This window comes from Microvirga lenta, assembly GCF_020532555.1.
GTDB lineage: Bacteria > Pseudomonadota > Alphaproteobacteria > Rhizobiales > Beijerinckiaceae > Microvirga > Microvirga lenta.
In genome coordinates, this window is record NZ_JAJBBR010000010.1 from 72529 (window position 1) to 98808 (window position 26280).

At 64.6% G+C, this 26280-nt stretch carries 25 protein-coding genes; 18 read left to right on the forward strand and 7 right to left on the reverse strand.

Annotated features, from left to right (window positions below; genetic code table 11):
* Positions 1 to 35 precede the first annotated feature (35 nt).
* From LGR44_RS16325 to LGR44_RS16335, 3 genes are all read left to right on the forward strand, one after another.
* Positions 36 to 1382, forward strand: a complete 1347-nt coding sequence (locus LGR44_RS16325) for a TolC family outer membrane protein (protein ID WP_226741863.1) — start codon at positions 36 to 38, stop codon at positions 1380 to 1382.
* A 162-nt stretch (positions 1383 to 1544) separates the two neighbouring features.
* Complete coding sequence (locus tag LGR44_RS16330) at positions 1545 to 2102, forward strand: PopZ family protein (protein ID WP_226741772.1); 558 nt, start codon at positions 1545 to 1547, stop codon at positions 2100 to 2102.
* 92 nt (positions 2103 to 2194) lie between these two features.
* The gene (locus tag LGR44_RS16335) at positions 2195 to 4903 is read left to right on the forward strand and encodes a valine--tRNA ligase (RefSeq protein ID WP_226741773.1); all 2709 of its coding nucleotides are present in this window, start codon (positions 2195 to 2197) and stop codon (positions 4901 to 4903) included.
* A 43-nt stretch (positions 4904 to 4946) separates the two neighbouring features.
* Here LGR44_RS16335 and LGR44_RS16340 read toward each other — a convergent pair whose 3' ends face one another.
* Entirely contained in the window at positions 4947 to 5396 is a 450-nt protein-coding gene (locus LGR44_RS16340) for an acetyltransferase (RefSeq protein WP_226741774.1), read from the reverse strand.
* A gap of 325 nt (positions 5397 to 5721) precedes the next feature.
* On the opposite strand from LGR44_RS16340, the gene LGR44_RS16345 reads away from it, so the two are divergent.
* The 5 genes from LGR44_RS16345 to LGR44_RS21980 all read left to right on the forward strand — a co-directional run bounded on the left by LGR44_RS16345 (position 5722) and on the right by LGR44_RS21980 (position 9806).
* Positions 5722 to 7725, forward strand: a complete 2004-nt coding sequence (locus LGR44_RS16345) for an acetyl/propionyl/methylcrotonyl-CoA carboxylase subunit alpha (protein WP_226741775.1) — start codon at positions 5722 to 5724, stop codon at positions 7723 to 7725.
* A 54-nt stretch (positions 7726 to 7779) separates the two neighbouring features.
* Positions 7780 to 8217: a DUF1489 family protein gene (locus tag LGR44_RS16350; RefSeq protein ID WP_226741776.1), complete on the forward strand. Its 438-nt coding sequence runs from the start codon at positions 7780 to 7782 to the stop codon at positions 8215 to 8217.
* A gap of 24 nt (positions 8218 to 8241) precedes the next feature.
* Positions 8242 to 8493 (forward strand): hypothetical protein, encoded by a 252-nt coding sequence (locus tag LGR44_RS16355; protein ID WP_226741777.1) that lies wholly within the window; start codon positions 8242 to 8244, stop codon positions 8491 to 8493.
* A 155-nt stretch (positions 8494 to 8648) separates the two neighbouring features.
* Positions 8649 to 8945, forward strand: coding sequence for a hypothetical protein (locus LGR44_RS16360; protein WP_226741778.1), 297 nt, complete (start codon positions 8649 to 8651; stop codon positions 8943 to 8945).
* A gap of 147 nt (positions 8946 to 9092) precedes the next feature.
* On the forward strand, positions 9093 to 9806 hold the full coding sequence (locus LGR44_RS21980; RefSeq protein ID WP_319004863.1) for a DnaJ domain-containing protein: 714 nt from the start codon (positions 9093 to 9095) through the stop codon (positions 9804 to 9806).
* Positions 9807 to 9875: 69 nt separating this feature from the next.
* On the opposite strand, the gene LGR44_RS16370 is transcribed toward LGR44_RS21980, so the two are convergent.
* Positions 9876 to 11450, reverse strand: coding sequence for a serine hydrolase (locus LGR44_RS16370; protein WP_226741779.1), 1575 nt, complete (start codon positions 11448 to 11450; stop codon positions 9876 to 9878).
* A gap of 253 nt (positions 11451 to 11703) precedes the next feature.
* On the opposite strand from LGR44_RS16370, the gene LGR44_RS16375 reads away from it, so the two are divergent.
* From LGR44_RS16375 to LGR44_RS16400, 6 genes are all read left to right on the forward strand, one after another.
* A complete protein-coding gene (locus LGR44_RS16375; RefSeq protein WP_226741780.1) occupies positions 11704 to 12033 on the forward strand; it encodes a phasin family protein in 330 nt (109 codons plus the stop codon).
* Positions 12034 to 12288: 255 nt separating this feature from the next.
* Positions 12289 to 12681: an ATP-dependent Clp protease adapter ClpS gene (gene clpS / locus LGR44_RS16380; RefSeq protein ID WP_226741864.1), complete on the forward strand. Its 393-nt coding sequence runs from the start codon at positions 12289 to 12291 to the stop codon at positions 12679 to 12681.
* Positions 12682 to 12711: 30 nt separating this feature from the next.
* Positions 12712 to 15171 carry an ATP-dependent Clp protease ATP-binding subunit ClpA gene (clpA, locus tag LGR44_RS16385; protein ID WP_226741781.1) on the forward strand — a complete coding sequence of 820 codons (2460 nt, stop codon included), beginning with the start codon at positions 12712 to 12714 and terminating at the stop codon, positions 15169 to 15171.
* A complete protein-coding gene (locus tag LGR44_RS16390) occupies positions 15168 to 15422 on the forward strand; it encodes a hypothetical protein (RefSeq protein ID WP_226741782.1) in 255 nt (84 codons plus the stop codon). Before clpA ends, LGR44_RS16390 begins: the two co-directional genes overlap by 4 nt.
* 118 nt (positions 15423 to 15540) lie before the next feature.
* Entirely contained in the window at positions 15541 to 15897 is a 357-nt protein-coding gene (locus LGR44_RS16395) for an ArsR/SmtB family transcription factor (RefSeq protein ID WP_226741783.1), read from the forward strand.
* A complete protein-coding gene (locus tag LGR44_RS16400) occupies positions 15890 to 16429 on the forward strand; it encodes an SRPBCC family protein (RefSeq protein ID WP_226741784.1) in 540 nt (179 codons plus the stop codon). Before LGR44_RS16395 ends, LGR44_RS16400 begins: the two co-directional genes overlap by 8 nt.
* Here the strand turns inward: LGR44_RS16400 and LGR44_RS16405 are convergent, their stop codons facing one another.
* The 3 genes from LGR44_RS16405 to LGR44_RS16415 all read right to left on the reverse strand — a co-directional run bounded on the left by LGR44_RS16405 (position 16430) and on the right by LGR44_RS16415 (position 18895).
* Positions 16430 to 17614, reverse strand: coding sequence for a GNAT family N-acetyltransferase (locus LGR44_RS16405; RefSeq protein ID WP_226741785.1), 1185 nt, complete (start codon positions 17612 to 17614; stop codon positions 16430 to 16432). It lies immediately after the preceding gene.
* Between the two features lie 61 nt (positions 17615 to 17675).
* Positions 17676 to 18428: a glycerophosphodiester phosphodiesterase family protein gene (locus LGR44_RS16410; RefSeq protein ID WP_226741786.1), complete on the reverse strand. Its 753-nt coding sequence runs from the start codon at positions 18426 to 18428 to the stop codon at positions 17676 to 17678.
* Positions 18425 to 18895, reverse strand: coding sequence for a RidA family protein (locus tag LGR44_RS16415; RefSeq protein WP_226741787.1), 471 nt, complete (start codon positions 18893 to 18895; stop codon positions 18425 to 18427). Before LGR44_RS16415 ends, LGR44_RS16410 begins: the two co-directional genes overlap by 4 nt.
* A gap of 124 nt (positions 18896 to 19019) precedes the next feature.
* Between LGR44_RS16415 and LGR44_RS16420 the strand changes: the two genes are divergently transcribed.
* Entirely contained in the window at positions 19020 to 19859 is an 840-nt protein-coding gene (locus tag LGR44_RS16420; protein WP_226741788.1) for a cell envelope integrity EipB family protein, read from the forward strand.
* Here LGR44_RS16420 and LGR44_RS16425 read toward each other — a convergent pair.
* The gene (locus tag LGR44_RS16425) at positions 19850 to 21124 is read right to left on the reverse strand and encodes a DNA polymerase IV (RefSeq protein WP_226741789.1); all 1275 of its coding nucleotides are present in this window, start codon (positions 21122 to 21124) and stop codon (positions 19850 to 19852) included. The genes LGR44_RS16420 and LGR44_RS16425 overlap by 10 nt on opposite strands.
* 9 nt (positions 21125 to 21133) lie before the next feature.
* Positions 21134 to 21403, reverse strand: coding sequence for a DUF3572 domain-containing protein (locus LGR44_RS16430; protein WP_226741865.1), 270 nt, complete (start codon positions 21401 to 21403; stop codon positions 21134 to 21136).
* 122 nt (positions 21404 to 21525) lie between these two features.
* Here LGR44_RS16430 and LGR44_RS16435 point away from each other — a divergent pair, with 122 nt between their 5' ends.
* From LGR44_RS16435 to LGR44_RS16445, 3 genes are all read left to right on the forward strand, one after another.
* On the forward strand, positions 21526 to 21909 hold the full coding sequence (locus LGR44_RS16435) for a response regulator (RefSeq protein WP_226741790.1): 384 nt from the start codon (positions 21526 to 21528) through the stop codon (positions 21907 to 21909).
* Positions 21906 to 22814, forward strand: coding sequence for a PleD family two-component system response regulator (locus tag LGR44_RS16440; RefSeq protein WP_226741791.1), 909 nt, complete (start codon positions 21906 to 21908; stop codon positions 22812 to 22814). The genes LGR44_RS16435 and LGR44_RS16440 overlap by 4 nt, the downstream gene beginning before the upstream one ends.
* Before the next feature lie 709 nt (positions 22815 to 23523).
* Positions 23524 to 26214: a hypothetical protein gene (locus LGR44_RS16445; RefSeq protein ID WP_226741792.1), complete on the forward strand. Its 2691-nt coding sequence runs from the start codon at positions 23524 to 23526 to the stop codon at positions 26212 to 26214.
* Positions 26215 to 26280 lie beyond the last annotated feature (66 nt).

A 26280-nucleotide genomic window follows, 5' to 3' on the forward strand; every position in this document is an offset into this window, starting at 1 on the left:
AGTTTCTTAAAAAGTACCGGACTCTCTTCGGCGTAATGGCCTCTGCTTTCGTCTTGGCGGGGGCTTCGGGGGCTTCCGCGGAAACCCTGGAAAGTGCGCTCGCCCGTGCCTACGGCTACAATCCGACCCTGAATTCCCAGCGCGCCAATGTTCGCGCCACGGACGAGAACGTGGCCCGCGCGAAGTCCGGCTACCGTCCTCAGGTCAATGCCTCGGCGGATGTGGGCCGGACCTTCTCGGACGTGACCCGTCCGGGAGGCGAAGGAGGGATCAGCAGGCTCACTCCTCGCGGGGTCGGCGTGCAGGTCGATCAGACGATCTTCAACGGGTTTCGCACCGAAAACTCCGTCCGGCAGGCTGAATCGTCCGTGTTCGGGGCGCGCGAGAACCTCAACAACAACGAGCAGAACATCCTGTTCGATGCGGCCTCCGCCTATATGAACGTGCTGCGCGACACGGCGATCCTCGATCTCCAGCGCAACAACGTCGAGGTGATCGACGAGCAGCTCCGCCAGACCCAGGACCGCTTCAACGTCGGCGAAGTGACGCGAACCGACGTGGCCCAGGCCGAGTCCCGCCTGGCGCTTGCGCGCTCCCAGGCCAGCCTGGCCGAGTCGAACCTCCGCGCCAGCATTGCCCAATACCGGCAGGTCGTCGGAGCCGAGCCGCGCCAGCTCGCGCCGGGCCGTCCGCTGGACCGGCTGGTGCCCCGGAACGTGGATGCCGCCCTCCGGATCGCCTTCAACGAGCACCCGGCCATCAAGGCGGCCCTGCATGGGGTCGATGTGGCCGAGCTGCAGGTCAAGATCGAGCAGGGCGCCCTGGCGCCGCAGCTCGGCGTGCGCGGTACGGTCGCGCAGCGCTACGACAACCAGGTCGAAGGCGACCGTGCCCTGTCGGCCTCGGTGGTCGCTCAGCTGAACGTGCCGATCTACGACGGCGGCCAAGCCTATGCCAGCACCCGCCAGGCCAAGGAAGTCGTCGGTCAGCGCCGCCTGGAAGCCGATGCCATTCGCGATCAGGTCCGCGCGTTCGTGATCACCTCCTGGGGGCAGCTCGAGGCGGCCCGGGCTCAGATTGCCGCCGCCCAGTCTCAGGTGGATGCTGCCGAGACCGCGCTCAACGGCGTTCGCGAGGAGGCTCGGGTCGGTCAGCGCACAACCCTGGACGTCCTCAACGCCCAGCAGGAACTGCTCAACGCCCGGGTGAACCTCATCACGGCCCAGCGCGACCGTGTGGTCGCCTCCTATGCGGTCGTCCAGGCCATGGGTCGCCTGAACTCCCGTGCCCTCGGCCTTGCCGTCAACCACTACAGCCCGAAGATCCACTTCGATCAGGTCAAGGATCTCTGGGGTGGCCTGGTCACTCCTGACGGACGCTGAAAAATCCGGGCGACAACGCGATTGTTGCGCCCGGCTCTACTTGCTTCCCCGCCTGCCTATGAAATACTTAAGACATTCGTAAGAATGTGATTCTTAAACTCTATAAAGAGTGCGGCGGGCGGGCAGATGACTTCAGTAAGCGCAAAGATCAGCGAACCTTCGATGGAAGAAATACTTGCTTCCATCCGGCGCATCATCGCTGATGACCAAGAGACATTGCAGATCGTGCAGCCGGGAGCGTCTTCCAGTGAGGGCTCGCCCCTGCGGAACGTGCTCGACCTGACCGAGCATCAAGTCTCTGCCGAAATGCTGCCGATCCTGCCCGATCCGGAGCTGGAACCGCCTGTTTTCACGGCCTTCGACGAGGACGAAGACGACGAGATGGGTGACGATGCGCCCGTGATGGATTTCCCCAGCGTTGCCAAGGTCGAGCAGCCGGCCCCTCAGCCGCGGGTTTCGAGCGCCAAGGCGCCGATCATCCCTGCTCCGGCAATCGAGGCCGAGGAGCCGCTCCTGTCCAGCAAGGCCGACGCTTCCGTCGCGGATGCGTTCATGCGTCTTGATTCGACGGTGGCGCAGAATGCGCCGAAGACCCTGGAGGATCTGGCGAAGGAAATGCTGCGTCCCATGCTCAAGACATGGCTGGACGACAACCTTCCGCCTCTCGTCGAGCGGCTCGTCCAGGCTGAAATCGAGCGGGTGACCCGCAGCCGGCGCTGAGTTTGTTTTCCTTCGGTTGACTTCGCCGCATCGGTCCGGTTTGTAGCCGTCTTGCTCGCGCGTTTGGCGCGCCAACTTGCCGGTACTGACCCATGATGGACAAGACGTTCGATCCCGCCGCCGTCGAGGCGCGCATTTCAACCCGCTGGGATGAGGCCGAGGCCTTCAAGGCCGGGCGGCAGGATCGCAAGGACGCGAGCCCCTATACGATCGTCATCCCGCCGCCGAACGTGACGGGATCGCTCCACATGGGGCATGCCCTCAACAACACGATCCAGGATATCCTCTGCCGCTTCGAGCGCATGCGGGGGCGCGACGTTCTCTGGCAGCCGGGCATGGACCATGCGGGCATCGCCACCCAGATGGTGGTCGAGCGCCAGCTCATGGAGCAGCAGATCCACCGGCGCCAGCTCGGGCGCGAGGAGTTCGTCAATCGCGTCTGGGCCTGGAAGGAAGAATCCGGCGGCAGGATCAAGTCGCAGCTCCAGCGCCTCGGCGCCTCCTGCGACTGGTCGCGCGAGCGCTTCACCATGGACGAGGGGCTGTCGCACGCCGTCTTGAAGGTCTTCGTCGATCTCTACAGGCAGGGGCTGATCTACAAGGACAAGCGCCTTGTGAACTGGGACCCGAAGTTCCAGACCGCGATCTCGGACCTGGAGGTCCAGCAGGTCGAGGTGAAGGGCAGCCTCTGGCACATCCGTTATGCTGTCGAGGGGGAGGCGGACCGCTTCATCACGGTCGCCACCACCCGCCCGGAGACGATGCTCGGCGACGTGGCCGTGGCCGTTCATCCCGAGGATGAGCGCTACAAGGATCTCGTCGGCAAGTTCGCCGTCCTGCCGCTCGTGGGTCGCCGCATCCCCATCGTGGCGGACGAATATTCCGATCCGGAGAAGGGCACGGGTGCGGTGAAGATCACCCCGGCGCACGACTTCAACGATTTCGAGGTCGGCAGGCGCCATAAGCTGCCGCTCATCAATATCCTGGGCCCGGAGGCAGAGCTTCAGCTCGCCGGCAACGAGGCTTTCCTCGCCGATCTGCCCTCGACGGGCGAGCTCGAAGCCGTTCTCGCTCTCCACGGCGTCGACCGGGCCGAGGCGCGCAAGCGCATCGTGGCGCTGCTCGAGGAGAAGGAGTTCCTCGTCCAGATCGAGCCCCACACCCATATGGTTCCGCACGGCGACCGTTCGGGCGTGGTGATCGAGCCCTATCTCACGGATCAGTGGTACGTGAACGTGAAGCCGCTGGCCGAGCGGGCGCTCGGTGCCGTGCGCAAGGGACAGACCAAGTTCGTGCCCGAGAACTGGGAGAAGACCTATTTCCAATGGCTCGAGAACATCGAGCCGTGGTGCGTGTCGCGTCAGCTCTGGTGGGGACACCAGATTCCCGCCTGGTACGACGATCAGGGCAACACCTACGTGGCCATGAGCGAAGAAGAGGCGAAGGCCGAGGCCCGCGCCAGGCACGGCGGCGACGTGGCGCTCAAGCGCGACGAGGACGTGCTCGATACCTGGTTCTCCTCGGCCCTGTGGCCGTTCTCGACGCTCGGCTGGCCCGAAGAGACGCCGGAGGTGAAGCGGTACTATCCGACCAACACCCTCGTGACGGGCTTCGACATCATCTTTTTCTGGGTCGCCCGCATGATGATGATGGGCCTGCACTTCATGGACGAGGTGCCGTTCGACACGGTCTACATCCATGCCCTCGTCCGTGACGAGAAGGGCGCGAAGATGTCGAAGTCGAAGGGGAACGTGATCGACCCCCTCGAACTCATCGAGCAGTACGGCGCGGACGCCCTGCGCATGACGCTCTCGGCCATGGCCGCGCAAGGACGCGACATCAAGCTCAGCGTCCAGCGCGTCGAGGGCTACCGCAACTTCGCGACCAAGATCTGGAACGCGGCACGCTTCGCCGAGATGAATGAGTGCAAGCGCGTCGAGGGTTTCGATCCGGCTTCCGTCAAGGAGACGCTCAATCAATGGGCGCTCAGCGAGTGCGCCAAGGCGGTGGACGAGGTCGCGACCGGCATCCAGGCCTACAAGTTCAACGAAGCGGCGCTCGCAGCCTATCGCTTCGTCTGGAATGTCTTCTGCGATTGGACGCTCGAACTCGCCAAGCCCGTGCTGCAGGGCGAGGATTCTCCTGCGAAGGACGAGACGCGTGCGACCATCGCCTTCGTGTTCGATGAAATCTGCAAGCTCCTGCATCCGTTCATGCCGTTCCTCACCGAGGAGCTGTGGGCGATCAAGGGCGAGGAAGGCCCGAAGCGCGAGACCATTCTGGCGCTGACGCCATGGCCGGCGCTCAAGGGGCTCGTGAACGAGGCCGCCGAGGCGGAGATCGGCTGGGTCGTCGACCTCGTCACCGAGGTGCGTTCGGCCCGTTCCGAAACGAACGTTCCGGCAGGTGCACAGATTCCGCTGGTGCTCGTGTCGCCTTCGGCCGATGTGCAGGCCCGTGTCGGTCGGTGGGGCGACATCGTCAAGCGCCTCGCGCGCCTGTCGGAGATCGGCACGGCCGATGCCGCTCCCAAGAGCTCGATCCAGCTTCTGATCCGGGGCGAGGTGGCGGCCCTTCCGCTGGAAGGCGTCATCGATCTCGCGGCCGAGCGGGCGCGTCTCGCCAAGGAGATCCAGAAGCTCGATGCCGAGGTCGGAAAGATCGACGCGAAGCTCGGAAACGCGGACTTCCTCAAGCGGGCGCCGGAAGAGGTGGTCGAGGAGCAGCGCGAGCGCCGGGACGAGGCCCTCTCGCGGAAGGGCAAGATGGAAGAGGCGCTGGGACGCCTCAAGGACGCGTAACCAAAGAGGGCCGCCGACAGGCGGCCCTTTTCGTGTCGGGCCGTCAGGTCGTGGCGCTGGCGCGCGCAAGATGCAGGATCGGGAACGGCTTTCCCGAACCATCGAGCTCCGACCGCCCTGTCTGACGGAATCCGAGCCGCCCGTAGAACGAGCAGGCCCCCGCGTTCTGCTCATTGACGTCGACCGTCAGCTCACCGGCGAGCGACGCGGCATGGGCGACGAGCACCCGGCCTATTCCCTTGCCGTGCTCCGAGGGATGAACGAAAAGCGCGTCGATCTTCGCTCCCGTCATTCCCATGAAGCCCTTCGGCTCATCGCCTTCCGTGGTGGCGACCCAGAAGGGGCAGGATGGCAGGTAATGGTCCCGCACCTGTACGGCATAGAACCGGATGTCCTCTTCCGTCAGGAATCCGTGCGTGGCGCGCACCGCCTCCCGCCAGATCTCGAACATGGCGGGCACGTCCGTCGGGCGCGATGGGCGAATCCTGATCATGGCGGGTCGAGCTCCAGAACTTGGCAGAGGACCTGCCGCAGGCGGCAGGCCGGACCAGTCGGCGTGCCGTGCCGGTCGTAATCTGCATGCAGGCTGTTTCGGATTATCGTCCTGAAGGGGAGGGAATTCCACCGGTCGACGTTCCGCTCGGAGGTTTTCCGCTCGGATGCGGCCAATCTATGCTCCAGCCCCTACGAACGGGTGGTCGGCGCCCTATGACCTGTGACCGGAGACGCAGGGCCGCAGGTTGGATGGTGACAAGACCTGCGGGTTTTGCTCTAGCTGATCGGCAAGTGGCCAAAGGCTTCGGACGAGGGATTGGAACGTGCTCGAGAGTGTCCTGATCGCCAATCGCGGCGAGATCGCATGCCGCATCATCCGGACCGCCAAGCGGTTGGGCATGCGCACCATTGCGGTCTATTCGGAAGCGGATGCGGATGCGCTCTTCGTGCGCATGGCCGACGAGGCCCATCTCATCGGTCCGGCGCCCGCACGGGAGAGCTATCTGCAGATCGAGCGCATCCTCGACGTCGCCAAGCGTACGGGTGCCGCCTGCATCCACCCCGGCTACGGCTTCCTGTCCGAGCGGGCGGAGTTCGCCGAGGCCTGCGCCCAGAACGGAATCGTCTTCGTCGGCCCGCCCGCCTCGGCGATCCGTGCCATGGGCCTGAAGGATGCCGCGAAGGCCCTTGTGCAGCAGGCCGGGGTGCCGGTCGTGCCGGGCTATCACGGCTCCAAGCAGGATCCGGATTTCCTGCGGCAGAAAGCCTATGAGATCGGCTATCCCGTCCTCATCAAGGCGGTGGCCGGCGGCGGCGGCAAGGGAATGCGGCGGGTCGAGAAGGCGGCCGACTTCGATGCGGCCCTGGAAAGTGCGCAGCGCGAGGCCTCGAGCGCCTTCGGCGACCCGCGCGTTCTGGTCGAGAAATACATCCTCGCCCCACGCCACATCGAGATCCAGGTCTTCGCCGACCAGGAGGGCAACGTGGTGCACCTCTTCGAGCGCGATTGCTCCCTCCAGCGCCGGCACCAGAAGGTGATCGAGGAAGCGCCGGCCCCCGGCATGACGCCCGAGATGCGCGAAATCATGGGCAAGGCCGCCATCGAGGCGGCGCGCGCCGTCGGCTATGTGGGCGCGGGTACGGTGGAATTCATCGCGGACGGTCGCGAGGGGCTCCGCCCCGACCGGTTCTATTTCATGGAGATGAACACCCGTCTTCAGGTCGAGCATCCGGTGACGGAAGCAATCACCGGCCTGGACCTCGTGGAGCTTCAGTTCCAGGTTGCCTCGGGCGACTGGCTTCCCTTCAACCAGGACGACCTCGAAATCCACGGCCATGCGGTCGAGGCGCGCCTCTACGCCGAGGATCCCGAGAAGGAATTCCTGCCGTCGACGGGAAAGCTCTGGGCGCTCGACTTTCCGGAAGACGAGGGGCTCCGCATCGATACCGGGGTGCAGGCGGGCGACGAGGTCACGCCTTATTACGATCCCATGATCGCGAAAGTCATCGCCCATGGGGCCACCCGCGAGGAAGCGCTTTCGCGCTTGGCCGAGGCACTGGGCGACACCGTCGTCGCAGGACCGAAGACCAACGTGGCCTTCCTGAAGAAGCTCTGCGAGGCGAGGGAGTTCAGGAAGGGACAGTTCGACACGGGATATATCGACCGCAACATGGAGCAGCTCGGTGCCGCGCCTCAGGCGGCGGATCCGGAATCGGTCCGTCTCGGCGTGCTCAGATTGCTGGAGCACGATTTCGACCTGCGGAACTATCGCTCGACGGTCCAAGTGGGTAGCGCTGAAACCGCCTGGGACGATCATGACGGCTTCCAACTCGCCGGGCCGCGCCGCCAGGGCTTCCCGATCAAGGTCGACGGCGAGCGCACCGAGGCCGTGCTGGAATGGCCCGATCCGAGCGCACATCACGCGGCCCTGAACGTCGCGGTCCGGTGGGGCGATGGCGTCTCGCATCTGATCGAGGACTACATGCCTCTCGACCCGCGCGGCTTCGCGATGACCGACGACGGAGTCATCGTCCTGCGCGAGGGGCGCCAGACGCGCATCGCGATGTACGATCCGTTCGACATCGATCTCGAACACATGGATGGCGGCGATTCCATCAAGGCGCCCATGCATGGAAAGCTCATCGCGCTCTTCGTGCAGCCCGGCGACAGGGTCGAGAAGGGGCAGCGACTCGCCGTAGTCGAGGCCATGAAGATGGAGCATGTCCTGATCGCGCCTGCGGACGGCGAGGTGGCTGAAATTGCCGCCGAACCCGGCGCCCAGGTGGCGGAAGGCGCGCGGCTCATCGTTCTTAAGACGGAGGAGTGACCTGCGGCGCATCGTCCGGTTTTCCGGTTCCGGCGCGCATGGTTCAACATTCGCATGGCACTGCATCTCATCAAGCTCTGCGTCGGCTGCGACTCGATCACGGACCTCGAGGAATGGATCGAGGAGAACCGGGGTCACTATCGGCGCCTCGGGCGCGACTACGAGCAGACGCACACCACGCGCATGGTGCCAAAGCGCGTCGAGGAGCTGCTCGATGGCGGGTCCCTGTTCTGGGTCATTCGCGGGCAGGTGGCCTGTCGCCAGGCTCTTCTCGATGTCCGTCCGTTCACCGATGCGGACGGGATCGGCCGCTGCAGGCTCGTGCTGGAGCCGAAGGTCGTCTGCGTCGAGCCGCGTCCGTACAGACCGTTCCAGGGCTGGCGCTATCTCGCTTCGAAAGACGCTCCGCGTGACATCGGCGCCGGGACCGGCGATCTCGCCGTCATGCCTGAAACCATGCGTCGCGAGCTTGCCGAGCTCGGACTGCTCTAACATGTGTTAATCGAGGCGATGTTTATGCGACCCGTCATCATTCTCGGCCTGCTCATTGCCGCGGGACCGGCGCTTGCGAAAGAGTGCCGCATGCCGGACGTGCCGCCCGGCATCCCCGTTCACCTGCCGCCCGAGTGCAGGCACCTCGATCGACGCGAGGCGAAGTCCTCCGTTCACAGCGACATGAGAGGCGGCGACGGCTTCATCGATCTCGGTCATGGCACCAAGGTGCGGGTCGGCGGTCGCGTCAGGGCGGAAACAGGCCTCCGCCGTTAGCCTTTTTCCCTAAGCCGCCTCGTGGAACCGCCGAGCCGCGATTCGCATTTGCTCAACAGTTCAGTTGAGTGGAGGTGGCGATGCTTCTAACAGCATCCGAAGGCCGGCACTGGCGTTATGAAGTGTGTGAGCATGCGGACGGGTATCTCGTTCAAATGCGCGATCTGGCAACAGGTGACCTGGACGAGGAGTTTTCCACGATCTTCCGTACCCTTCCCGTGGCTTTCGCCTATGCGGAAATGTCCGCCGCCTACGAGAGGTACGCTGCCTCGGAGCTCGAACTGGCCGACGAATCCCAGCCTGACGACGAACAGATCGAGGTCGACGTCGAGACGACGGAGCGTCATTTCATCGATCTGAGCGACCGCCTGCAGGATGTGGGCATCAACGGGGTCGTCGTTCAGGCATGGGAGCGCGAGCGCCAGCGCGGCCCGGCCCGTCTCCTGCACTAGCTCTTTCCGGAGCGGCCTCGCAGCCATCGCGCCCTTGCCTTGGGATCCCCGGCCGCTCCCGATTTTCCATAATCTTCGTACCTTGGTCATGAGGCGCATTTACAAGCGCCTCGTCCCCGCCCACATGTGGAAGCGGGGAGCACGATCATGATGCTGCTTTACGGGATCGCTGTCGCCGGGCTTCTGTGGTGGCTAGCGAAGGTTTTCGTTCGATCCGACACGGCCGCCGTCGCCAAGGCGCTCAAGGTGGCCGCCGGCGTCGCGGCTCTGGGCGCCGCGGTCGTGCTCGGCTTGCGGGGGCGGATCGATATGGCCCTTCTGCTCGGAGGCTTCGGGGCCTGGGCTCTGGGCTGGAGCGTCCTGAGCCTGCCGGGACCCTGGCAGCGGATGAAGGGCGGCTCCGGCGGCCGCTTCTCCCGCATCCGCTCCGCGATGATCGAGATGGAAATCGACCATTCCACCGGGATGATGGATGGCTCGGTTCTGGCCGGGACCTTCGCCGGACGGCAGTTTTCCAGTCTCGACCAGTCCGCTTTCCAGCGCCTCCACGAGGAGTGCAGCGCCCTCGATCCCGAGGGCGTCGCCCTCCTAGAGGCTTATTTTGATCGCCGGTTTGCCGGATGGCGTGAATACGCTCAAGGAGATCGCGACACGCGGACGCGCACTCATGCGCATGCGGGCGTAATGTCGAAAGAGGAAGCCTACCAGATCCTGGGGCTTCAGCCTGGCGCGAGCGTCGACCAGGTCCAGAAAGCGTATCGGACGCTGATGAAGAAACTCCATCCCGACCATGGGGGGACGGCTTATCTCGCGGCCCGGGTAAACCAGGCCAGGGAAACTCTGTTGAGCCGACATCGCTGATACTCCACGCGCGATCCGGTGAGGGGGAAGAGCGACGGCGCAATACGCGCGCCGTCACCAGTCTTTGGGTCAGCCTCGGGAGGCGAAGCAGGCGAAGCCGCTCTTCTTCAGGGTCTTGCAGGCGCGCTCGGCGGCTGCGGATTCGTCGAAACCGGAGAAGCGGGCGCGATAGAGTGTGCTGCCGTCCTTCGTGATCTTCTCGGTGAAGGGGGCCGCCTTGGCGAGGAGCTTGCCGGAGCGCGAGCGGGCCGCGTCGAGCATGGCCTTGGCCTTTTCCTCATCATCGGTTGCGCCGAGCTGGATCACCCAGCCGCTCACAGCCGGACGAGCAGCGGGCTTCTGGGCCTCGACCTTGGGCGCTTCGACCTTGATCGCGGCCGTTTTGACGGGGGCAGGGGCAGGAGCCGAGGCGGGCACGCGGTCTTCCACTTTCGCCGAGACCTTCGGCTGCGGAGCGGCCGACGCAACCGGCGTCGTCTCGTTCGGGAGGGCAGCATAGGCCTGCGTATTCTGCGGCACCGGATCCGGACCCTTCTGCCAGCGGATGGCCGGGCCGGAGGACGGGGTCGTGGTGGAGCTGGCGCCTGCCGCCGAGGCGACGACCGGCCGCAGGGAGCTCAGGTCGAGCGGCTTGCGCTCGGGAGCCGGCTGAGGCACCGGCGCTTCGGGGGTTGCCGCAGCCACCCTCACAGGGGCGGCAGGGGCGACCGGAGCAGGAGCGGGGGCTGCGGCCACGGTGGTCGAATGGGTCCCTTCGACGACGGGAGGCGTCATCCGGGCGCCCGCATAGGCACGCGGCAGGTGACTGTCGATCAGCGCGGCCATCTGCTGGTCGCGCGAGGCGCCGGAGCGCCCGCCGAGCACCACCGCGACGACGCTGCGGGTATCGGTGTTGACGGAGGTCAGCAGGTTGAAGCCGGAAAGGCGGGTATAGCCCGTCTTGATGCCGTCCACGCCCTCGACCTTCCCCAGAAGCCGGTTATGGCCCCGGATATTTCGCTGGCCGTACTGGAACGAGCGGGTCTGGAAATAGGCGAAATACTTCGGAAAGCGGTCCTGAACGGCACGCCCCAGGATCGCCAGGTCGCGAGCCGTCGTGATGTTGGGCGGGTCGTGCGGCAGGCCGTGCGGATTGTAGAAGGCGGTGGAGTTCATGCCCAGCTCACGCGCCTTGCGTGTCATCATCTGGGCGAAGGCGTCCTCCGAGCCGGCAATGTTTTCGGCGACCACCACGGAAACGTCGTTGGCCGAGAGGGTCACCATGGCCTTGATGGCGTCCTCGACCTCGATGGTCGAACCCGGCTTCAGGCCGAGCTTGGTCGGGGCCTGGCCGGCGGCATAGGCGGAAACCGTGAGAGGCGTATCCAGGCGCATCCGGCCGCGCTCGAGCTGCTCGAACAGCAGGTAGAGCGACATGACCTTGGTGATCGAGGCCGGAATCCGGGGCTCGTCCGCGTTCGTGCCCTGGAGAACCTTGCCGGTCTTCGCGTCGACGACGATGGAGGCATAAGGGGGATTGTAGCCGCCGCCGCTCTTCGCCTTGCGGCGGGCGGCGTCAGCGGGGGAGGTAAGGGCAATGGCAATGGACGTAGCAATTCCGACAATGGCCAAAGTCCTTCGACGTCCGACCCAAACTGAACTCATCCTGAAAAAATCCCTGTTTCGTTTGGTCTTAGGCCTTTCGCCAGCCGCCCCTTGGTGGAGATCGTTGCCGGCGCGACACAGTCTTCGACGGTAAGAGGTTGCGGTTACGAGCGCGTTAACGGCGGGACCCTTGTGACTGATTCATTGTGCAATGCACAATGAAGTTGACATTTTTTGTGCAGTGCACATATTATGCTTTATCGTTTGCTGGGCAGTATTATGCCAGCGAAAGTATCAAAAGCCGAGGTTCATCATGATTAACTCGTTCGAACAAATCCAGAAGTTCGGTCAGGGCAACCTGGACGCCGCCATGAAGGCCTTCGGTGCCTTCTCGACCAATGCCCAGGCCATCGCCACCGAGTCTGCCGAATTCGCCCGGAAATCGTTCGAGCACAACACCTCGACGATGGAAAAGCTTATCGGCGTGCGGACGCTGGACAAGGCAATCGAGATTCAGACCGATTATGTCAAGGGCGCCTACGACAGCCTCGTCAGCCAGTCGACGAAGATGGGCGCTCTCTATTCCGCCCTCGCGACCGAGGCGCTGAAGCCCTTCGAAGGCATTCTGAACAAGAAGGCCTAAGGCCGGACGCACACGCGTAAAACGGAACGCCCGGCCGTCGAGGCCGGGCGTTTTGCGTTTGGGGCGGCCCTTTGCCGCCGCCGCTTCCTGCGGAAAAGGTGTTCAACATGTCGCTCTTTAAGGCAGGCCTGCGACCTCCCATCTGGTTGATCTAGCGAACCGAAGAGAGCGACTATACATTTGGTGGTGCGTCGCGGTCGGCTGGAAGCGCAGGTCGCGGACCACATGCCAATAAAGAGGGTCGGTCGAAACATCATGCGGCGTTTAGCTCAGGGCCAATTAGCCCGATCGGAGCAGGTTCTCGCATCCGGCGCCGGGTCGCAGCCCCCCGGCGGAGGGGACGAGGGCGGTCGCTCGAACACGGCAATCATCACAAAAGCCAAGCCCAGGACGAAACGGCCGAACCTGTACCGCGTTCTCCTTCTGAACGACGATTACACCCCCATGGAGTTCGTGGTGCATGTCCTGGAGCGTTTCTTCAACAAGAACCGAGAAGACGCCACTCGGATCATGCTGCATGTGCACCAGAACGGCGTCGGAGAATGTGGAGTTTTTACCTACGAAGTCGCGGAGACGAAGGTGACCCAGGTGATGGACTTCGCCCGGAAGCACCAACATCCCCTTCAGTGCGTTATGGAAAAGAATTAGCCGAGACACCGTCTCACAAAGGATAAGCCGTTGCCGAGCTTTTCTCGCAGTCTAGAACAAGCCCTTCACCGAGCTCTCGCTCTCGCCGGCGAGCGCCGTCACGAATACGCGACCTTGGAGCACCTGCTGCTGGCGCTGATCGACGATCAGGATGCGGCGGCGGTCATGCGGGCCTGCAACGTCGATCTCGACGTCCTGCGCCGCAACCTGGTCGAGTACGTGGACAGCGAGCTGGCGAACCTGGTCGCCGATGGACGGCAGGATTCCAAACCGACCGCGGGCTTCCAGCGCGTCATCCAGCGCGCGGTCATCCATGTCCAGTCCTCCGGCCGGGACGAGGTGACGGGCGCCAACGTGCTCGTCGCGATCTTCGCCGAGCGGGAGAGCCACGCGGCTTATTTCCTGCAGGAGCAGGACATGACCCGCTACGACGCGGTCAACTACATCAGCCACGGCATCGCCAAGCGTCCGGGCCTCTCCGAGGGTCGCACGCCGCGCGGGACCGAGGAGGAGTCGAACGAGCGCCCCACCCCGGACGAGTCCGATGCCCGCCCGAAGAAGAAGGGCGACGCGCTCGAGGCCTACTGCGTCAACCTCAACAAGAAGGCGAGGGACGGGAAGATCGATCCGCTCATCGGCCGTGAAGGCGAGGTGCAGCGCACGATCCAGGTCCTGTGCCGCCGCCAGAAGAACAACCCCCTTCTCGTCGGCGATCCCGGCGTCGGCAAGACCGCCATCGCGGAAGGTCTCGCCCGCAAGATCATCCGCGGCGAGGTGCCGGAGGTCCTGAAGGACGCCACGGTCTTCGCCCTCGACATGGGCACCCTGCTGGCCGGCACCCGCTATCGCGGCGATTTCGAAGAGCGCCTGAAGCAGGTGATGAAGGAGATCGAGGGTCACCCGAACGCGATCATGTTCATCGACGAGATCCACACGGTGATCGGCGCCGGCGCCACGTCCGGCGGCGCGATGGACGCCTCGAACCTTCTCAAGCCTGCCCTGGCTCAGGGCACCCTGCGCTGCATCGGCTCCACGACCTACAAGGAGTACCGCCAGTACTTCGAGAAGGACCGGGCCCTCGTGCGCCGGTTCCAGAAGATCGACGTGAACGAGCCGTCCGTGCCGGATGCCATCGAGATCGTGAAGGGCCTCAAGCCCTATTTCGAGGAGTTCCACAAACTCCGCTACACCAACGAGGCCGTGAAGGCCGCGGTGGAGCTCTCGGCCCGCTACATTAACGACCGCAAGCTGCCGGACAAGGCCATCGACGTGATCGACGAGACCGGCGCCTCGCAGATGCTGCTGCCGGAGAACCGCCGCAAGAAGACCATCGGCCTGAAGGAGATCGAGGCCACCATCGCCACGATGGCCCGCATCCCGCCCAAGACCGTGTCGAAGGACGATGCCGAGGTTCTGGCCCACCTGCAGGACACCCTGAAGCGGGTCGTCTACGGCCAGGACAAGGCCATCGAGGCGCTGACCTCGGCGATCAAGCTCGCCCGGGCCGGCCTGCGCGATCCGGAGAAGCCCATCGGCTCCTACCTGTTCGCGGGTCCGACCGGTGTCGGCAAGACCGAGGTCGCCCGGCAGCTCGCCACGTCGCTCGGCGTCGAGCTCCTGCGCTTCGACATGTCGGAGTACATGGAGCGCCACACGGTCAGCCGCCTCATCGGCGCGCCTCCCGGCTATGTGGGCTTCGACCAGGGCGGTCTGCTGACCGACGGCATCGACCAGCACCCGCACTGCGTGCTGCTCCTCGACGAGATCGAGAAGGCGCACCCGGATCTGTTCAACATCCTGCTCCAGGTCATGGACCACGGGAAGCTGACGGATCACAACGGCAAGCAGGTCGACTTCCGGAACGTGATCATCATCATGACCACGAATGCCGGCGCCGCGGACATGGCCCGTCCGGCCTATGGCTTCACCCGCACCAAGCGTGAAGGTGACGATACGGAAGCGGTCAACCGGCTGTTCACGCCGGAATTCCGCAACCGCCTCGATGCCATCATCTCGTTCGGCCACCTGCCGAAGGAAGTGGTGCAGAAAGTCGTCGATAAGTTCGTGATGCAGCTCGAAGCCCAGCTGGCCGACCGCAACGTCACGATCGAGCTCACGGACGAAGCCCGCGACTGGCTGGTCGAGCATGGTTACGACGAGGCCATGGGCGCTCGCCCGATGGGCCGTCTGATCCAGATGATGATCAAGACGCCCCTGGCCGACGACATCCTGTTCGGTCGCCTGAAGGACGGCGGCGCCGTGCGCGTGGTGGTCAAGGCGGACGAGATCGGCCTCCAGACCCTCGGGTTCGAGTATCCCGAAGGGCCGGTGAAGCCGAAGCCGGAGACGGATGTCACAAAGGCGAAAAAAAAGCCTCGCGCTAAGTCCGGCGGTTCGAAGACGAAAAAGTCCGTGAAACCGAAAGGGCCCGGTGGTAATGGGGGCGGAGGTATCCGCACCGTTCCGAAGGTTCCGCTGGTTAGAGCATGACGACTGAGCTTCACAAGGGCCCCTTGGAGCCCGCTTCGACAGTGGCCGCTCCGGCGACACGGCTGTCCTGGCGCCAAGAGCGCGAGATCCGTCGTCGCCGGCGCGTCTGGTTCGAGGAGATCCTTGGCTGGATCCTGGTTCCGGTCATCGTCGTCGGCAGCTATTGGCTGGTCGAGACCGTGTTGAATGCACTGGGCACTTCGGTGGATGCAATCATCGAGGGGCTCGGGGCCATCACGTCCAACCTGTAGGGCTCTCCGGTCCTCAAGAACCGAACCAGCCCCGCCTCCCGACAGAGGCGGGGCATTTTTTGGCATAATAGTAAACCTATCGGTTGAATAATGATCGTGCGTATGTATATTAAACCGTATGGTTGAACAAAGCGCACAACTCGACGCCGTCTTCCAGGCTCTGGCCGATCCCACGAGGCGCGACATGCTTCGCCGTCTCGCCGGTGGCGAACGGAGCATCGGGGAGCTGGCGGCTCCGTTCAGGATGTCCTTTGCGGGAGCCTCCAAGCACGTCCGGGCCCTCGAAAGCGCCGGGCTGGTCCGCCGGACGGTGAGGGGGCGGACCCATGTCTGCAGCCTCGACCCGGCACCGCTCGCAGCCGCGGATGAATGGCTGCGCTTCTACGAACGCTTCTGGACCGAACGACTCGACGCCCTGGAGCGCGAGCTCGGCCAGGTCGACACGTCCCACGACGAAGGAGGGGAACATGAGTGATTACGGCATTGTCACCGCGGCCGACACGGTCCGGTTCGAACGTCTGCTGCCGGGCCCGATCGAGCGTGTCTGGGCCTTCCTGACGGAGTCGGACAAGCGGGCGAGGTGGCTCGCGTCCGGGCCGATGGAACTGCGCGTCGGCGGAGGGGTGGAACTCGTGTTCCGCAATTCGGAGCTGTCTTCCAGCCCGGAGGTGATCCCCGACAAGTACCGGAAGTATCAGGACGGGGCCGGCTTCACCGCCACTGTGACCCGGTGCGAGCCGCCGCGTCTCCTCAGCCACACCTGGGGTGGGAACAAGGGCGAGGAATCGGAGGTCACCTACGAGCTGACGCCTCAGGGCGACCGCGTGCGCCTGGTCCTGACCCATCGGCGCCTCGGCGGCAGGGCCGTCATGCTGAGCGTCTCCGGAGGCTGGCACACCCATCTCGACATCCTCGTCGCGCAGCTGGAGGATCGGACGCCTGGTCCGTTCTGGACGACCTTCGGGCGGCTGGAAACGGAATACGAGACACGCCTGCAGGCAGGCTGATCATTCGCCCTCCCGATGGCGGAACGGAGTCGCCGAGGCCAGTTCCTCGGCGGCTTCCGACACATAGAGCCGCTCCTGATCGAGATAGGCTCGGACGGCGCGGCGCAGGGACGGGTCGGCGATGTCGTGCGCCGACGTGGTGGTGACGGGCCTGTAGCCTCTCGCCAGCTTGTGCTCGCCCTGCGCACCCGCCTCGACCCTGTCGAGCCCCTTGGCGATGGCGAATTCGATGGCCTGGTAGTAGCAGACCTCGAAATGCAGGAAGGGATGATCCTCGATGCAGCCCCAGTTGCGGCCGTAGAGACGGGTATCTCCGATGAAGTTGATGGCGCCCGCGATATGGCGTCCGGCCCGCTTCGCCATGACGAGGAGGATCCGGTCCGCCATGCGTTCGCCGATCAGGGAGAAGAAGCGGCGGTTGAGATAGGGGCGGCCCCATTTGCGCGAGCCGGTATCCATGTAGAAGGCGAAGAAGGCGTCCCAATGGGCCTCGGTGATGTCGCTGCCCGTGACCCATTCGATGGTGATCCCATCCTGGAGCGCATCCCGCCGCTCGCGCCGGATCGCCTTGCGCTTGCGCGAGGCCAGGGCGCCGAGGAAATCGTCGAAGGTCGCGTAGCCGTCGTTGAACCAGTGGAACTGCTGGTCGTCCCGGCGCAGGAAGCCCCTGGCGACCAGGGACTTCATGTCCGCTTCCTCAAGGAAGGTGACATGGATCGACGAGGCGTTCGTCTGATCCCGCACGGCCCGCAGCCCCGCGATCAGATGCGTCCGGACCTCCTCGGTCTGCGGACCTTCGGGAACGAGCAGCCGTGGGCCCGTGACCGGGGTGAAGGGGACCGCGACCTGAAGCTTGGGATAGTAATGCCCGCCCGCGCGGGTATAGGCGTCCGCCCAGGCGTGGTCGAACACATACTCGCCCATGGAATGGGACTTCAGATAGCACGGAACCGCACCGAGAAGCTTTTCCGCCTCGTCTTCGACGACGATGTGAAGCGGCGCCCAGCCGGACCGACCGCCGACGCAGCCGGAATCTTCCAGTGCGGACAGGAAGGCGTGGGAGACGAAGGGATTGTGCGGATCCTCCGCACCGTCCCCGTTCGTGCGGGCGGGAAAGGCACAGGCGTCCCATGCGGCGGCGGGCACCGCCTTGAGGCCCTGGGCAATTTTAACTTGAAATGTCACTGATGGATAAGGATCTCGCCGTTGCAGAAGAAGCTAAGGCTCCGGCGAGATCCTTTCAAGTTCAGGGCAGGAAGCCTTCGAACACCATCTGGTCGGCGTACTTCTCGGCGCGGGCGCGCTCCTCGGGGGTGCGAACGGTCCACGTCATGACGGGCAGATTGCCCAGCACCTTGCAGAGATGGGGGCCGGCGGACGGCAGGTCGTGCACCTTCCACGAGACGAATTGCGGCTGGGACTCGCTGAAATGCAGCAGGTTGGCCAGCCGGTGCTTCAATTCGGCGCTCATGAAGCTGTCGTTCTTCGAGGCGTAGTTCAGCTCGCCGATGATCCCGCGCGTGATCGACGGAGCGCTCGTGCGCAGGGTCGCGACGATATCGGGGTCGAACGACTTGACCACGAACGGACCGCTATAGTCGCTCAGGATCTCGCAGACCCGCTTGGTCAGGGTCATGTCGCCGTTGAACTTGCTCTTGATCTCGACGACGAGGGGGACGCGGCCGGCAACGGCGTCGAGGAACTGCTTCAGCGACGGGATCCTGTCGCCGCCCCTGGCGCCGGAAATCTCGACCTTCGTCAGGTCGGCGAGCCTGCGCTCCGCGACCACGCCCGTATCGCCGGTGAGGCGGTCGAGCTCGAAGTCGTGGAACACGACGGCCTCGTTGTCGGTCGTGAGCTGCACGTCGAGTTCGATCGGGAAGCCGCGGGCGATGGCGGCCTCGGCGGCCGAGATCGTGTTCTCGATCACGCCGTTGGCTTTGTCGTGGAGGCCGCGATGGGCAATGGGCTTCGCGACGAGCCAGTCGGGGGTGCTCATCGGACTTCGAACATCCCTTCGACTTCCACGCAGGCATCGAGCGGGAGTTCCGCGACGCCGATGGTGGAGCGGGCATGGCGACCCGCATCGCCCAGCACCTCGACCATCAGGTCGGAGGCGCCGTTCATGACCGGGGCGAGGCCCGCGAAGGTCGGCACCGCATTGATGAAGCCGCCGAGGCGCACGCAACGAACGACCTTGTCCAGATCGCCGATGGCGGCCTTCAATTGGGCCAGGAGGTTGATGGCGCAGAGACGGGCGGCCTGCTGGCCGACATCGGGAGAAATCTCGCCCCCGAGCTTGCCCTTGTGTTCCTCGGCGAGCTTGCCGTCGAGCCCGAGGCAGAGCTGGCCCGAGATGACGATCAGGTTGCCCGTTCGCACGAACGGCACATAATTCGCCACGGGTGCTGCGGGTGTCGGGAGCGTGATGCCCAGATCCTGAAGTTTCTTGTCGACTGCGCTCATGATGAAGCCTCGGCTTGGTCTAATCCCGAAGACTAGTGGCGGATGAGCCAAGGAGACGCAAGGTGGAACGTTGCCCTGTCCGCAGGAGGATTCTATCTTCGTGAGTTGGGGGATCGGAGGTTTTATGCGTTCCTTGTTGATGGCAACGGGTCTTTCCATCGCCATGCTCGTCTCGGCCGCGGCCGAGACATCCAAGAATCCGGTGCAGCTCGTCCCGCACAGGGCGGTCTACGACCTGTCGCTTCTGCGCTCGGAGGGATCTCGCGGTGTCGAGGCCGCCCGAGGACGCATCGCGATGGATTTCGGCGGCAATGCCTGTGAGGGATATACGCTGACCTACCGTCAGGTGACCGTCCTCGACAGCACGGAGTCGGGCTCGCGGACCGTGGACACGCGCACGGCGACCTATGAGGCCGGCGACGGCCTGTCCATGCGCTTCAAGTCCACCTCCACCATGCAGGGCCTGACCCGCGAGGGCGTCGACGGGGATGCGAAGCTCAGTCCCGACGGCACGCTGGACGTGCGCTTCAAGCAGCCGAAGGATGCCACTTTCGCGGCCGACGGCCAGCCGATCTTCCCGACCGAGCATCTCAAGCGGCTCATCGAGGCGGGCCGCGAGGGGCGGAGGACCCTGGCGGTGCGGGTCTATGACGGCTCCGACGACGGCAAGAAGATCTACGATACCCTGGCGCTCATCGGGAACCGGATCGAGCCGGGCGCTGGAGCCGGTCTCGAAGAGGCGGTGCGCCAGGACGCCGTGGCAAGCTCGCCGCGATGGCCGGTCACCATCAGCTACTTCACGGACGGCACGGGCGACCAGACGCCCGTCTACACCATCTCGTTCGAGCTTTATGAGAACGGGATCAGCCGGGCGCTGAAGCTCGATTACGGCGACTTCGCCCTGAAGGGCGATCTCCAGAGCCTCCAGGTCCAGCCCACCGCGGCGCCGGCCTGTCAGCGCTGAGGCTTGCGGAAGGCGATGCCCTTCTGCAGGGCCGCGGCGCCGAACTTGTCGCGGATCCTGTCGATGGCCGCCTCCATGTGGGCCTGGCGCACCACGGTCTGATCCGCCAGGTCGCCCCGGTCCGCCTCCGCGCCGTCGCACAGATCCGCCGCGCCGATGCCGATGAGCCTGTAGGCGGTGCCGTCGCAGGCCGCCTTGAGAAGCTGGCGCGCCGGATCGAACAGGCGGGCCGCGAGTTGGGTCGGCGGCAGGCCCGAGCGGGTTCGGGTCAGGAGGCGGAAATCCTTGTCCTTGAGCTTCAGGGTCACGCTCTGGCCCGCAAGCCCGGCGGCCTTGAGACGCTTCGAGACCTTCTCGGCCAGTCGCCACAGGACCGGTTCCAGATCCTCGAACGAGCGCAGATCGACATCGAAGGTGGTTTCCGCCGAGATGCTCTTGGTCTCCCGCTCCGGCGTGACGGAGCGGCTGTCCTCGCCCCAGGCGAGCCGCGACAGCCGCTGCGAGTCGCGGCCCAGCGCCTCGAACAAGGTCTTGAGCGGAACGTCGCGCAGATGGGCGATGAGGGTCACGCCCGCCTTCGACAGGCGGCTCTGGGCGGACGCGCCGATGCCGGGGATGATCGAAACCGGCTTGTCCGCCAGGAAATCCGCCGCCTCCGCCCGGCCGATCACCGAGAAGCCGCGCGGCTTCTGCAGGTCCGAGGCGATCTTGGCCAGGAACTTGTTGTAGGACAGGCCGACCGAGATGCTGATGCCGATCTCGTTCTCCACCCGGTGGGCGAAGCGCGCCAGGGTGAGGGCGGGGCTGCCGTGATGCAGGCGCTCCGTTCCCGACAGGTCCAGGAACGCCTCGTCGATGGAGACAGGCTCCACGAGGGGGGTCAGCTCCAGCATGAGGCGCCGCACCTCGCGCCCGGCGACCCGGTACTTGTCGATGTTCGGCTTGATGACGACCGCGTGGGGGCAGGCCTTGAGGGCCTGGAACATGGGCATGGCGGAGCGGACGCCATAGGTTCGCGCCACGTAGCAGGCCGTGGCCACCACCCCGCGCTTGCCCCCGCCGATGATGACCGGCTTGTCCGCCAGGCTCGGGTCGTCCCGCTTCTCCACCGCCGCGAAGAAGGCATCGCAATCCACATGGGCGATGGAGAGCAGGTCCCGCTCCGGATGCCGCAGCAGGCGCGGGGAGCCGCAGGCCTTGCACCGCTGCGCCAGTGAGGATCCGGCGAAGGTCAGGCAGTCCCGGCAGAAGGGGGCGTCGCTCATGGCGGGAGGCTATTCGAACTCGGAGGGGGAGAGGGTCCAGTGGGCCTGCATGACCTGCTCCGGCTTGATCCTCTGTTCCTCCGCGAAGCCGACGAGCAGGGCCTCGTCCGAGGCGATGTAGTCCAGAATGCCGGCGAAGAACCCCGCCGATTCGGCCGCGATGCGGATCGTGTCCACCCTCAGGCCCGAAACGGCCAGGAAACGGTTCAGCCGATCTTCATCATTGGTGATATAGGAGAAGGCGCTTAACGCGACACGTTCGGCCTCATCGACGCTCATTTTCTTCAAGGGCATCTTCCTGCGAGGGATTTGCAATTCATCAATAGGTTCGAATGTAGCCTTATCATCGGACGAACAAGCGGGCCGGTGAAGTCGGATTTTGGGCCCCTGGGACAGCGGCAATGAAGAAGACGGTGCTCATCGTTGAGGACAACGAACTCAACATGAAGCTCTTCAACGATCTCCTCGAGGCTCACGGCTATGCGACCCTGAAGACGGGCCATGGCATCGAGGCGATGGAACTCGCCCGCGCTCACAAGCCCGACCTGATCCTCATGGACATCCAGCTCCCGGAGGTATCGGGCCTCGAGGTGACCCGCTGGCTCAAGGCGGACGACGACCTCAAGTCCATCCCGGTCATCGCGATCACCGCCTTCGCCATGAAGGGCGACGAGGAGCGGATCCGGGAAGGGGGCTGCGAGGCCTATCTGTCCAAGCCCATCTCGGTCGCCAAGTTCATCGCCACCGTCAAGACCTATCTCGACGCCGACACCCCCCGCTCATGACGGCCCGGGTTCTGATCGTCGGCACCGTCTTTGTCAGAGCGCAGGCCCTTCAGAAAACCCTTCTTGGCGCAGGCTTCGATGCGGTGATCGCCACGAACGGGCGCGACGGCCTCGCTCTCTGCCGCAGGGGCATGGCGGACGTGGTGCTCCTCGATGCGGTCCAGCCGGGTCTCGACGCATTCGCCTTCTGCCGGAATCTCAAGGGGGAGGGCACGCTTCGGCACCTTCCCTTGGGGCTGGCGATGCAGGACGGCGAACCGCGGCTCCGGCTCCAGGCGCTCGAGGCCCAGGTCGACGAGTGCTTCCCGGTCTCCATGCCCGACCGGCTCTTTCTCCTGCGGATGCACAGCCTTGCCGAGCTGTCCGAGCGAACCGGAAACCTGCGCCGGATGGCGGCCATCGGCGGGCAGGACGTTCCGCCCGCTGCAGCGGGCAGCGCGCGCATCCTCGTTCTCGATCCCGAGGTCCGGTCCCGGCAGCGCTTGGAGGAGATCCTGGCGCCGGAATTCCCTGTGACAACGGCCTCCCATGCGGAGGAGGCCCTCGCAGCGGTGACGAGGGAGGCCTTCGGCGTGATCGCCTGCGACTTCACGGCCCTCCGGGAGGAAGGGTTGGCCGCGGCTCTCCTGCGCCAGCATCTGCGTCTCGGCGGCATGGCGGGAGCATTCGGCCTGATCGGCCTGGGCGACGATGCCGGAGCGGTCTTCGCAGAAGCTCCGGAGGGCGCGCTCCACGACGTCCTTCTGCGCCCCCTCGACCGGTGCGAAACCCTGCTCCGTATTCGGCTGGGCTCCCGGAAGCACATTCTGGGAACGTCGCTGAAGGCGCTCGCAGCAAGACTGGAATCCTGCCCTCGGCCGGCTTGGTCCGGAGTTCCCTTGCCACCAAATCGCCTCGCTGCTTGAGCCGCAGCGTGAGCAATCCGACTCTTGTTGTTGACAGAGCAGGGTTTTGGCGTTTCCTTTGGATAAAGGACATTTGAACGAAGGGGCGCTTGCGCCGCCCGATGTTTCCTATATGTTCGGATTGAATTCTCCGCATGAGCGGAGCCGTAATGCCTCACGGATGCTCAGGTCCGCCGCATCTCCTGGGAATTCGTAGGCTCGGCCAGCCCGGGGGCGGATCGTTGCCTCCTCAACAGAGCCGTCCCCGGCTGGCCACCTCTCCCCCTTGAAGACAGCCTCGTCTTTTCGCTCGGCAGTGCTCCGCCCGCTGTAACCCAGCGGCTCGTGCCTCCATGCCGCAAGGGACATATCCTTCCGGCTATGGGAACAATTCCGAGGATGGCGTTGAGCATCGGTAATCCCGATGCAGTACGGCCAAGCTTATGCTCCTTGGTTCTGCAGCGTTTTCGTAAATTCGAATGGGCTCAAGTATCGCTCCACGAGGGGCGAGAACAGCGGACCGCGCAGCAGAGGCAGATAATCAATAATACTGAATTCTTATCCGCGAGCCGCGAAGAGTGCTCAGCAAATAGCCGAATTCATCCCTTTGGGTCTTTTGAATACTCCCCTTACGGGTATTGGACGAGGTGCCTTCGCGTCCTTTCTATCGTGTCAGTTCTCCCGCTCCGAATGAGCCGCGGTGGGACAGCAAACGAATGAGAGGCATCACATGGCCACCGTTGTTTTGACCGTTGAACAATATCTTGCAGCTACCGAACCTTTCCTGGCGGAAGACGACGTCATCCTTACGGATACGGGCGCGAACATCGCGGCGCTCTCTCCTGAACAGCTCCTGGCGCTCCGCAATTTCAATGTCGATACGATCGACGCGACCGACGAGGCGCTGGTCCTGTCCATCGACCAGTTCGTTTCGCTGGGGCCGGTTGCGCTGACCGACGCAGATACGGTGACGGTTCGCGATACGGCGGCGGTCCTTCAGAGCGGCTCGCCCGACGACGTTGCCGCCCTTTCTGCCGCCAATGTGGACATCCTCGACGCCTCGGACGGTGCGCTCACATTCTCCCTGGACCAGTTCGCCGCCCTGGGAGACGTCGTCTTCGCGGAGGAGGATGTCGTCACGATCCAAGGCTCGAGCGACGCTTTCGCAGGGGGCACTCCCGAGCAGGTCGCGGGACTGGAGGCCAAGAACGTCGACGTCGTCGATGCCACCGACGATGTTCTCATCTATTCCCTGGCGCAGTTCAACGCCCTAGGCGCCGTGAGCGTTACGGCCGCCGACACGGTCGTCGTGACCGGTACCGGTGCTGAACTGGGAGCCCTGACGGCAGACCAGATCGCAGCCCTTGCTGCGGACGGCGTCGACATCCTTGATGCTTCCGACAACGCCGTGACGTTGGCAGGCGTGCAGGCAGCGGCGTTGCTCGGCACAAACATCGCCTTCGGCGCCGATGACGCCGTGACGGTGTCGGATACAGGCGCGGCTCTCAGCGCTTTGTCGGCGGAACAGATCGCTGGGCTGACGGCGAAGGGCGTCGATACCTTCGATGCGACCGATGATGCCGTGACCCTGTCCGTAGCGCAGTTCGCGGCTTTCGGTGGTGGGCTCTCCAACACTGACGCGGTGACCGTCTTCGACACGAGCACCAATATCGCCGCCCTGACGGCCGAGCAGATCGCTACGTTCGTTGCCCAAGGAGTGGCCAGCTTCGATGCGACCGATGATGCTGTCACTTTATCGCTGGCGCAGTTTGCAGCTTTCGGAGGCACACTCTCCAACACTGACGCGGTGACCATCTCCGATACGAGCGCCAATATCGCCGCCCTGACGCCCGCGCAGATCTCAGCCCTCACGGCTCAGGGAGTGGTGGCATTCGACACGAGCGACAATGCGGTGAGCCTGTCTCTCGCGCAGCTCGCCGCCTTCGGCGATGCGCTGTCCGACGACGATGTGGTCACCCTCTCCGACACGAGCACGAACATCGCCGCCCTGACGGCCGCGCAGATTGCGGCGCTCGCCGGTCAGGGCGTCGTCTCCATCGACGCCACGGACGATGTGCTGAACCTGTCGCGCGACCAGCTCAACGCGCTCGGCTCCATTGCGCTGACGCAAGGCGATGTGGTGTCGGTCTCCGACACGGGCGCGGCCATCGCTTCGCTCACCCAGGCGGAACTTGCGGCATTCGCTGCGGCAGGCGTCGATGCTCTCGACGCCACCGACAATGTCGTCACCGTCTCGGTCGGGCAAGCCCTCCTTGTCTCAGCTTCGGCGCTGAGTTTCGCGGCCAATGATGTCGTGACGGTGTCCGATACGGGAGCGGCACTCTCGGCACTCTCGGCGGCGGAGATCGTGGCTCTTGGAGCCGACGGGGTCGACGTGATCGACGCGAGTGACGGTGCCGTGTCCCTGACGGCGGATCAGGCTGCGGCGCTCGCCGATAGCGGAATCTCGCTTGCTGCCGGGGACGACGTAGCCCTTGCGGATACGGGAGCCGCACTCGGCGGGCTGTCGGCTGCGGAGCTCGCCGCCCTGAACGGCAGAGGCATCGACCGCATCGACGCAAGCGACGACGTTCTCGCCCTGTCCCTGGCGCAGCTCAATGCGTTGGGCTCGGTCGGCCTGACTGCGGGCGACACGATCACGTTGAGGGACAGCGGCGGAGCCTTGTCGTCCCTCTCGCCGGACCAGATCGGAGCCTTGGCGCCCCGCGGCATCGATGCTCTCGATGCGACGGACAACTTCGTCAGTCTGTCCCTCGCCCAGTACTCGGCTCTCGGCTCGCTCCAGTTCGCGGCCGAGGATACCCTGAAGATCACCGGAACCTCCGGCTCGGATCGGATCGTCGGTCGCTCGTCCAACGACATCGTCGACGGTGGCAGGGGCCACGATCGTCTCTACGGCGGCGATGGGGCCGACTTCCTCAACGGAAGTTCCGGAAACGACCGTCTCTATGGTGGTGACGGCGCCGATTTCCTGAAAGGCGGCTCCGGAAACGACCGTCTCTACGGCCAGGACGGCAACGACTGGCTCTACGGCGGGAGCGGCAACGACATCATGAGCGGCGGAAGGGGCAGGGACACCTTCGTGTTCGATGCCAAGCCGCACAAGAGAATGAACCTCGACAAGATCACCGACTTCAACGTGAAGTACGACACGATCTATCTCGACAACAAGGTCTTCAAGAAGCTCGGAAAGGGCAGCGAGTTCAAGCCGGGCAAGCTGAAGAGCTCGTATTTCGAGCGGGACAGCAGTGCCGACGACCGCAACGACTACCTGATCTACAACAAGAAGAACGGCGTGCTCTACTACGATGCCGACGGCTCGGGTTCCGGGCGGGCGGTCGAGATCGCCAGGCTCGACAAGAACCTCAAGCTGACGAACAAGGACTTCTTCATCGTCTGACGTGGTGAAGCACGCCCGACGCCCTGCCCCTCCTCGGCACCAGCCGGGGAGGGGTTTTCTCTGAGG

Bases quoted from the DNA above. Each gene is read 5' to 3' on its own strand.
- LGR44_RS16325 (WP_226741863.1), top strand. From the start codon at position 36: ATGGCCTCTGCTTTCGTCTTGGCGGGGGCTTCGGGGGCTTCCGCGGAA.
- LGR44_RS16330 (WP_226741772.1), top strand. From the start codon at position 1,545: ATGGAAGAAATACTTGCTTCCATCCGGCGCATCATCGCTGATGACCAA.
- LGR44_RS16335 (WP_226741773.1), top strand. From the start codon at position 2,195: ATGATGGACAAGACGTTCGATCCCGCCGCCGTCGAGGCGCGCATTTCA.
- LGR44_RS16340 (WP_226741774.1), bottom strand. From the start codon at position 5,396: ATGATCAGGATTCGCCCATCGCGCCCGACGGACGTGCCCGCCATGTTC.
- LGR44_RS16350 (WP_226741776.1), top strand. From the start codon at position 7,780: ATGGCACTGCATCTCATCAAGCTCTGCGTCGGCTGCGACTCGATCACG.
- LGR44_RS16355 (WP_226741777.1), top strand. From the start codon at position 8,242: ATGCGACCCGTCATCATTCTCGGCCTGCTCATTGCCGCGGGACCGGCG.
- LGR44_RS16360 (WP_226741778.1), top strand. From the start codon at position 8,649: ATGCGCGATCTGGCAACAGGTGACCTGGACGAGGAGTTTTCCACGATC.
- LGR44_RS21980 (WP_319004863.1), top strand. From the start codon at position 9,093: ATGATGCTGCTTTACGGGATCGCTGTCGCCGGGCTTCTGTGGTGGCTA.
- LGR44_RS16370 (WP_226741779.1), bottom strand. From the start codon at position 11,450: ATGAGTTCAGTTTGGGTCGGACGTCGAAGGACTTTGGCCATTGTCGGA.
- LGR44_RS16375 (WP_226741780.1), top strand. From the start codon at position 11,704: ATGATTAACTCGTTCGAACAAATCCAGAAGTTCGGTCAGGGCAACCTG.
- clpS (WP_226741864.1), top strand. From the start codon at position 12,289: ATGCGGCGTTTAGCTCAGGGCCAATTAGCCCGATCGGAGCAGGTTCTC.
- LGR44_RS16390 (WP_226741782.1), top strand. From the start codon at position 15,168: ATGACGACTGAGCTTCACAAGGGCCCCTTGGAGCCCGCTTCGACAGTG.
- LGR44_RS16395 (WP_226741783.1), top strand. From the start codon at position 15,541: ATGGTTGAACAAAGCGCACAACTCGACGCCGTCTTCCAGGCTCTGGCC.
- LGR44_RS16400 (WP_226741784.1), top strand. From the start codon at position 15,890: ATGAGTGATTACGGCATTGTCACCGCGGCCGACACGGTCCGGTTCGAA.
- LGR44_RS16410 (WP_226741786.1), bottom strand. From the start codon at position 18,428: ATGAGCACCCCCGACTGGCTCGTCGCGAAGCCCATTGCCCATCGCGGC.
- LGR44_RS16415 (WP_226741787.1), bottom strand. From the start codon at position 18,895: ATGAGCGCAGTCGACAAGAAACTTCAGGATCTGGGCATCACGCTCCCG.
- LGR44_RS16420 (WP_226741788.1), top strand. From the start codon at position 19,020: ATGCGTTCCTTGTTGATGGCAACGGGTCTTTCCATCGCCATGCTCGTC.
- LGR44_RS16425 (WP_226741789.1), bottom strand. From the start codon at position 21,124: ATGAGCGACGCCCCCTTCTGCCGGGACTGCCTGACCTTCGCCGGATCC.
- LGR44_RS16430 (WP_226741865.1), bottom strand. From the start codon at position 21,403: ATGAGCGTCGATGAGGCCGAACGTGTCGCGTTAAGCGCCTTCTCCTAT.
- LGR44_RS16435 (WP_226741790.1), top strand. From the start codon at position 21,526: ATGAAGAAGACGGTGCTCATCGTTGAGGACAACGAACTCAACATGAAG.
- LGR44_RS16440 (WP_226741791.1), top strand. From the start codon at position 21,906: ATGACGGCCCGGGTTCTGATCGTCGGCACCGTCTTTGTCAGAGCGCAG.
- LGR44_RS16445 (WP_226741792.1), top strand. From the start codon at position 23,524: ATGGCCACCGTTGTTTTGACCGTTGAACAATATCTTGCAGCTACCGAA.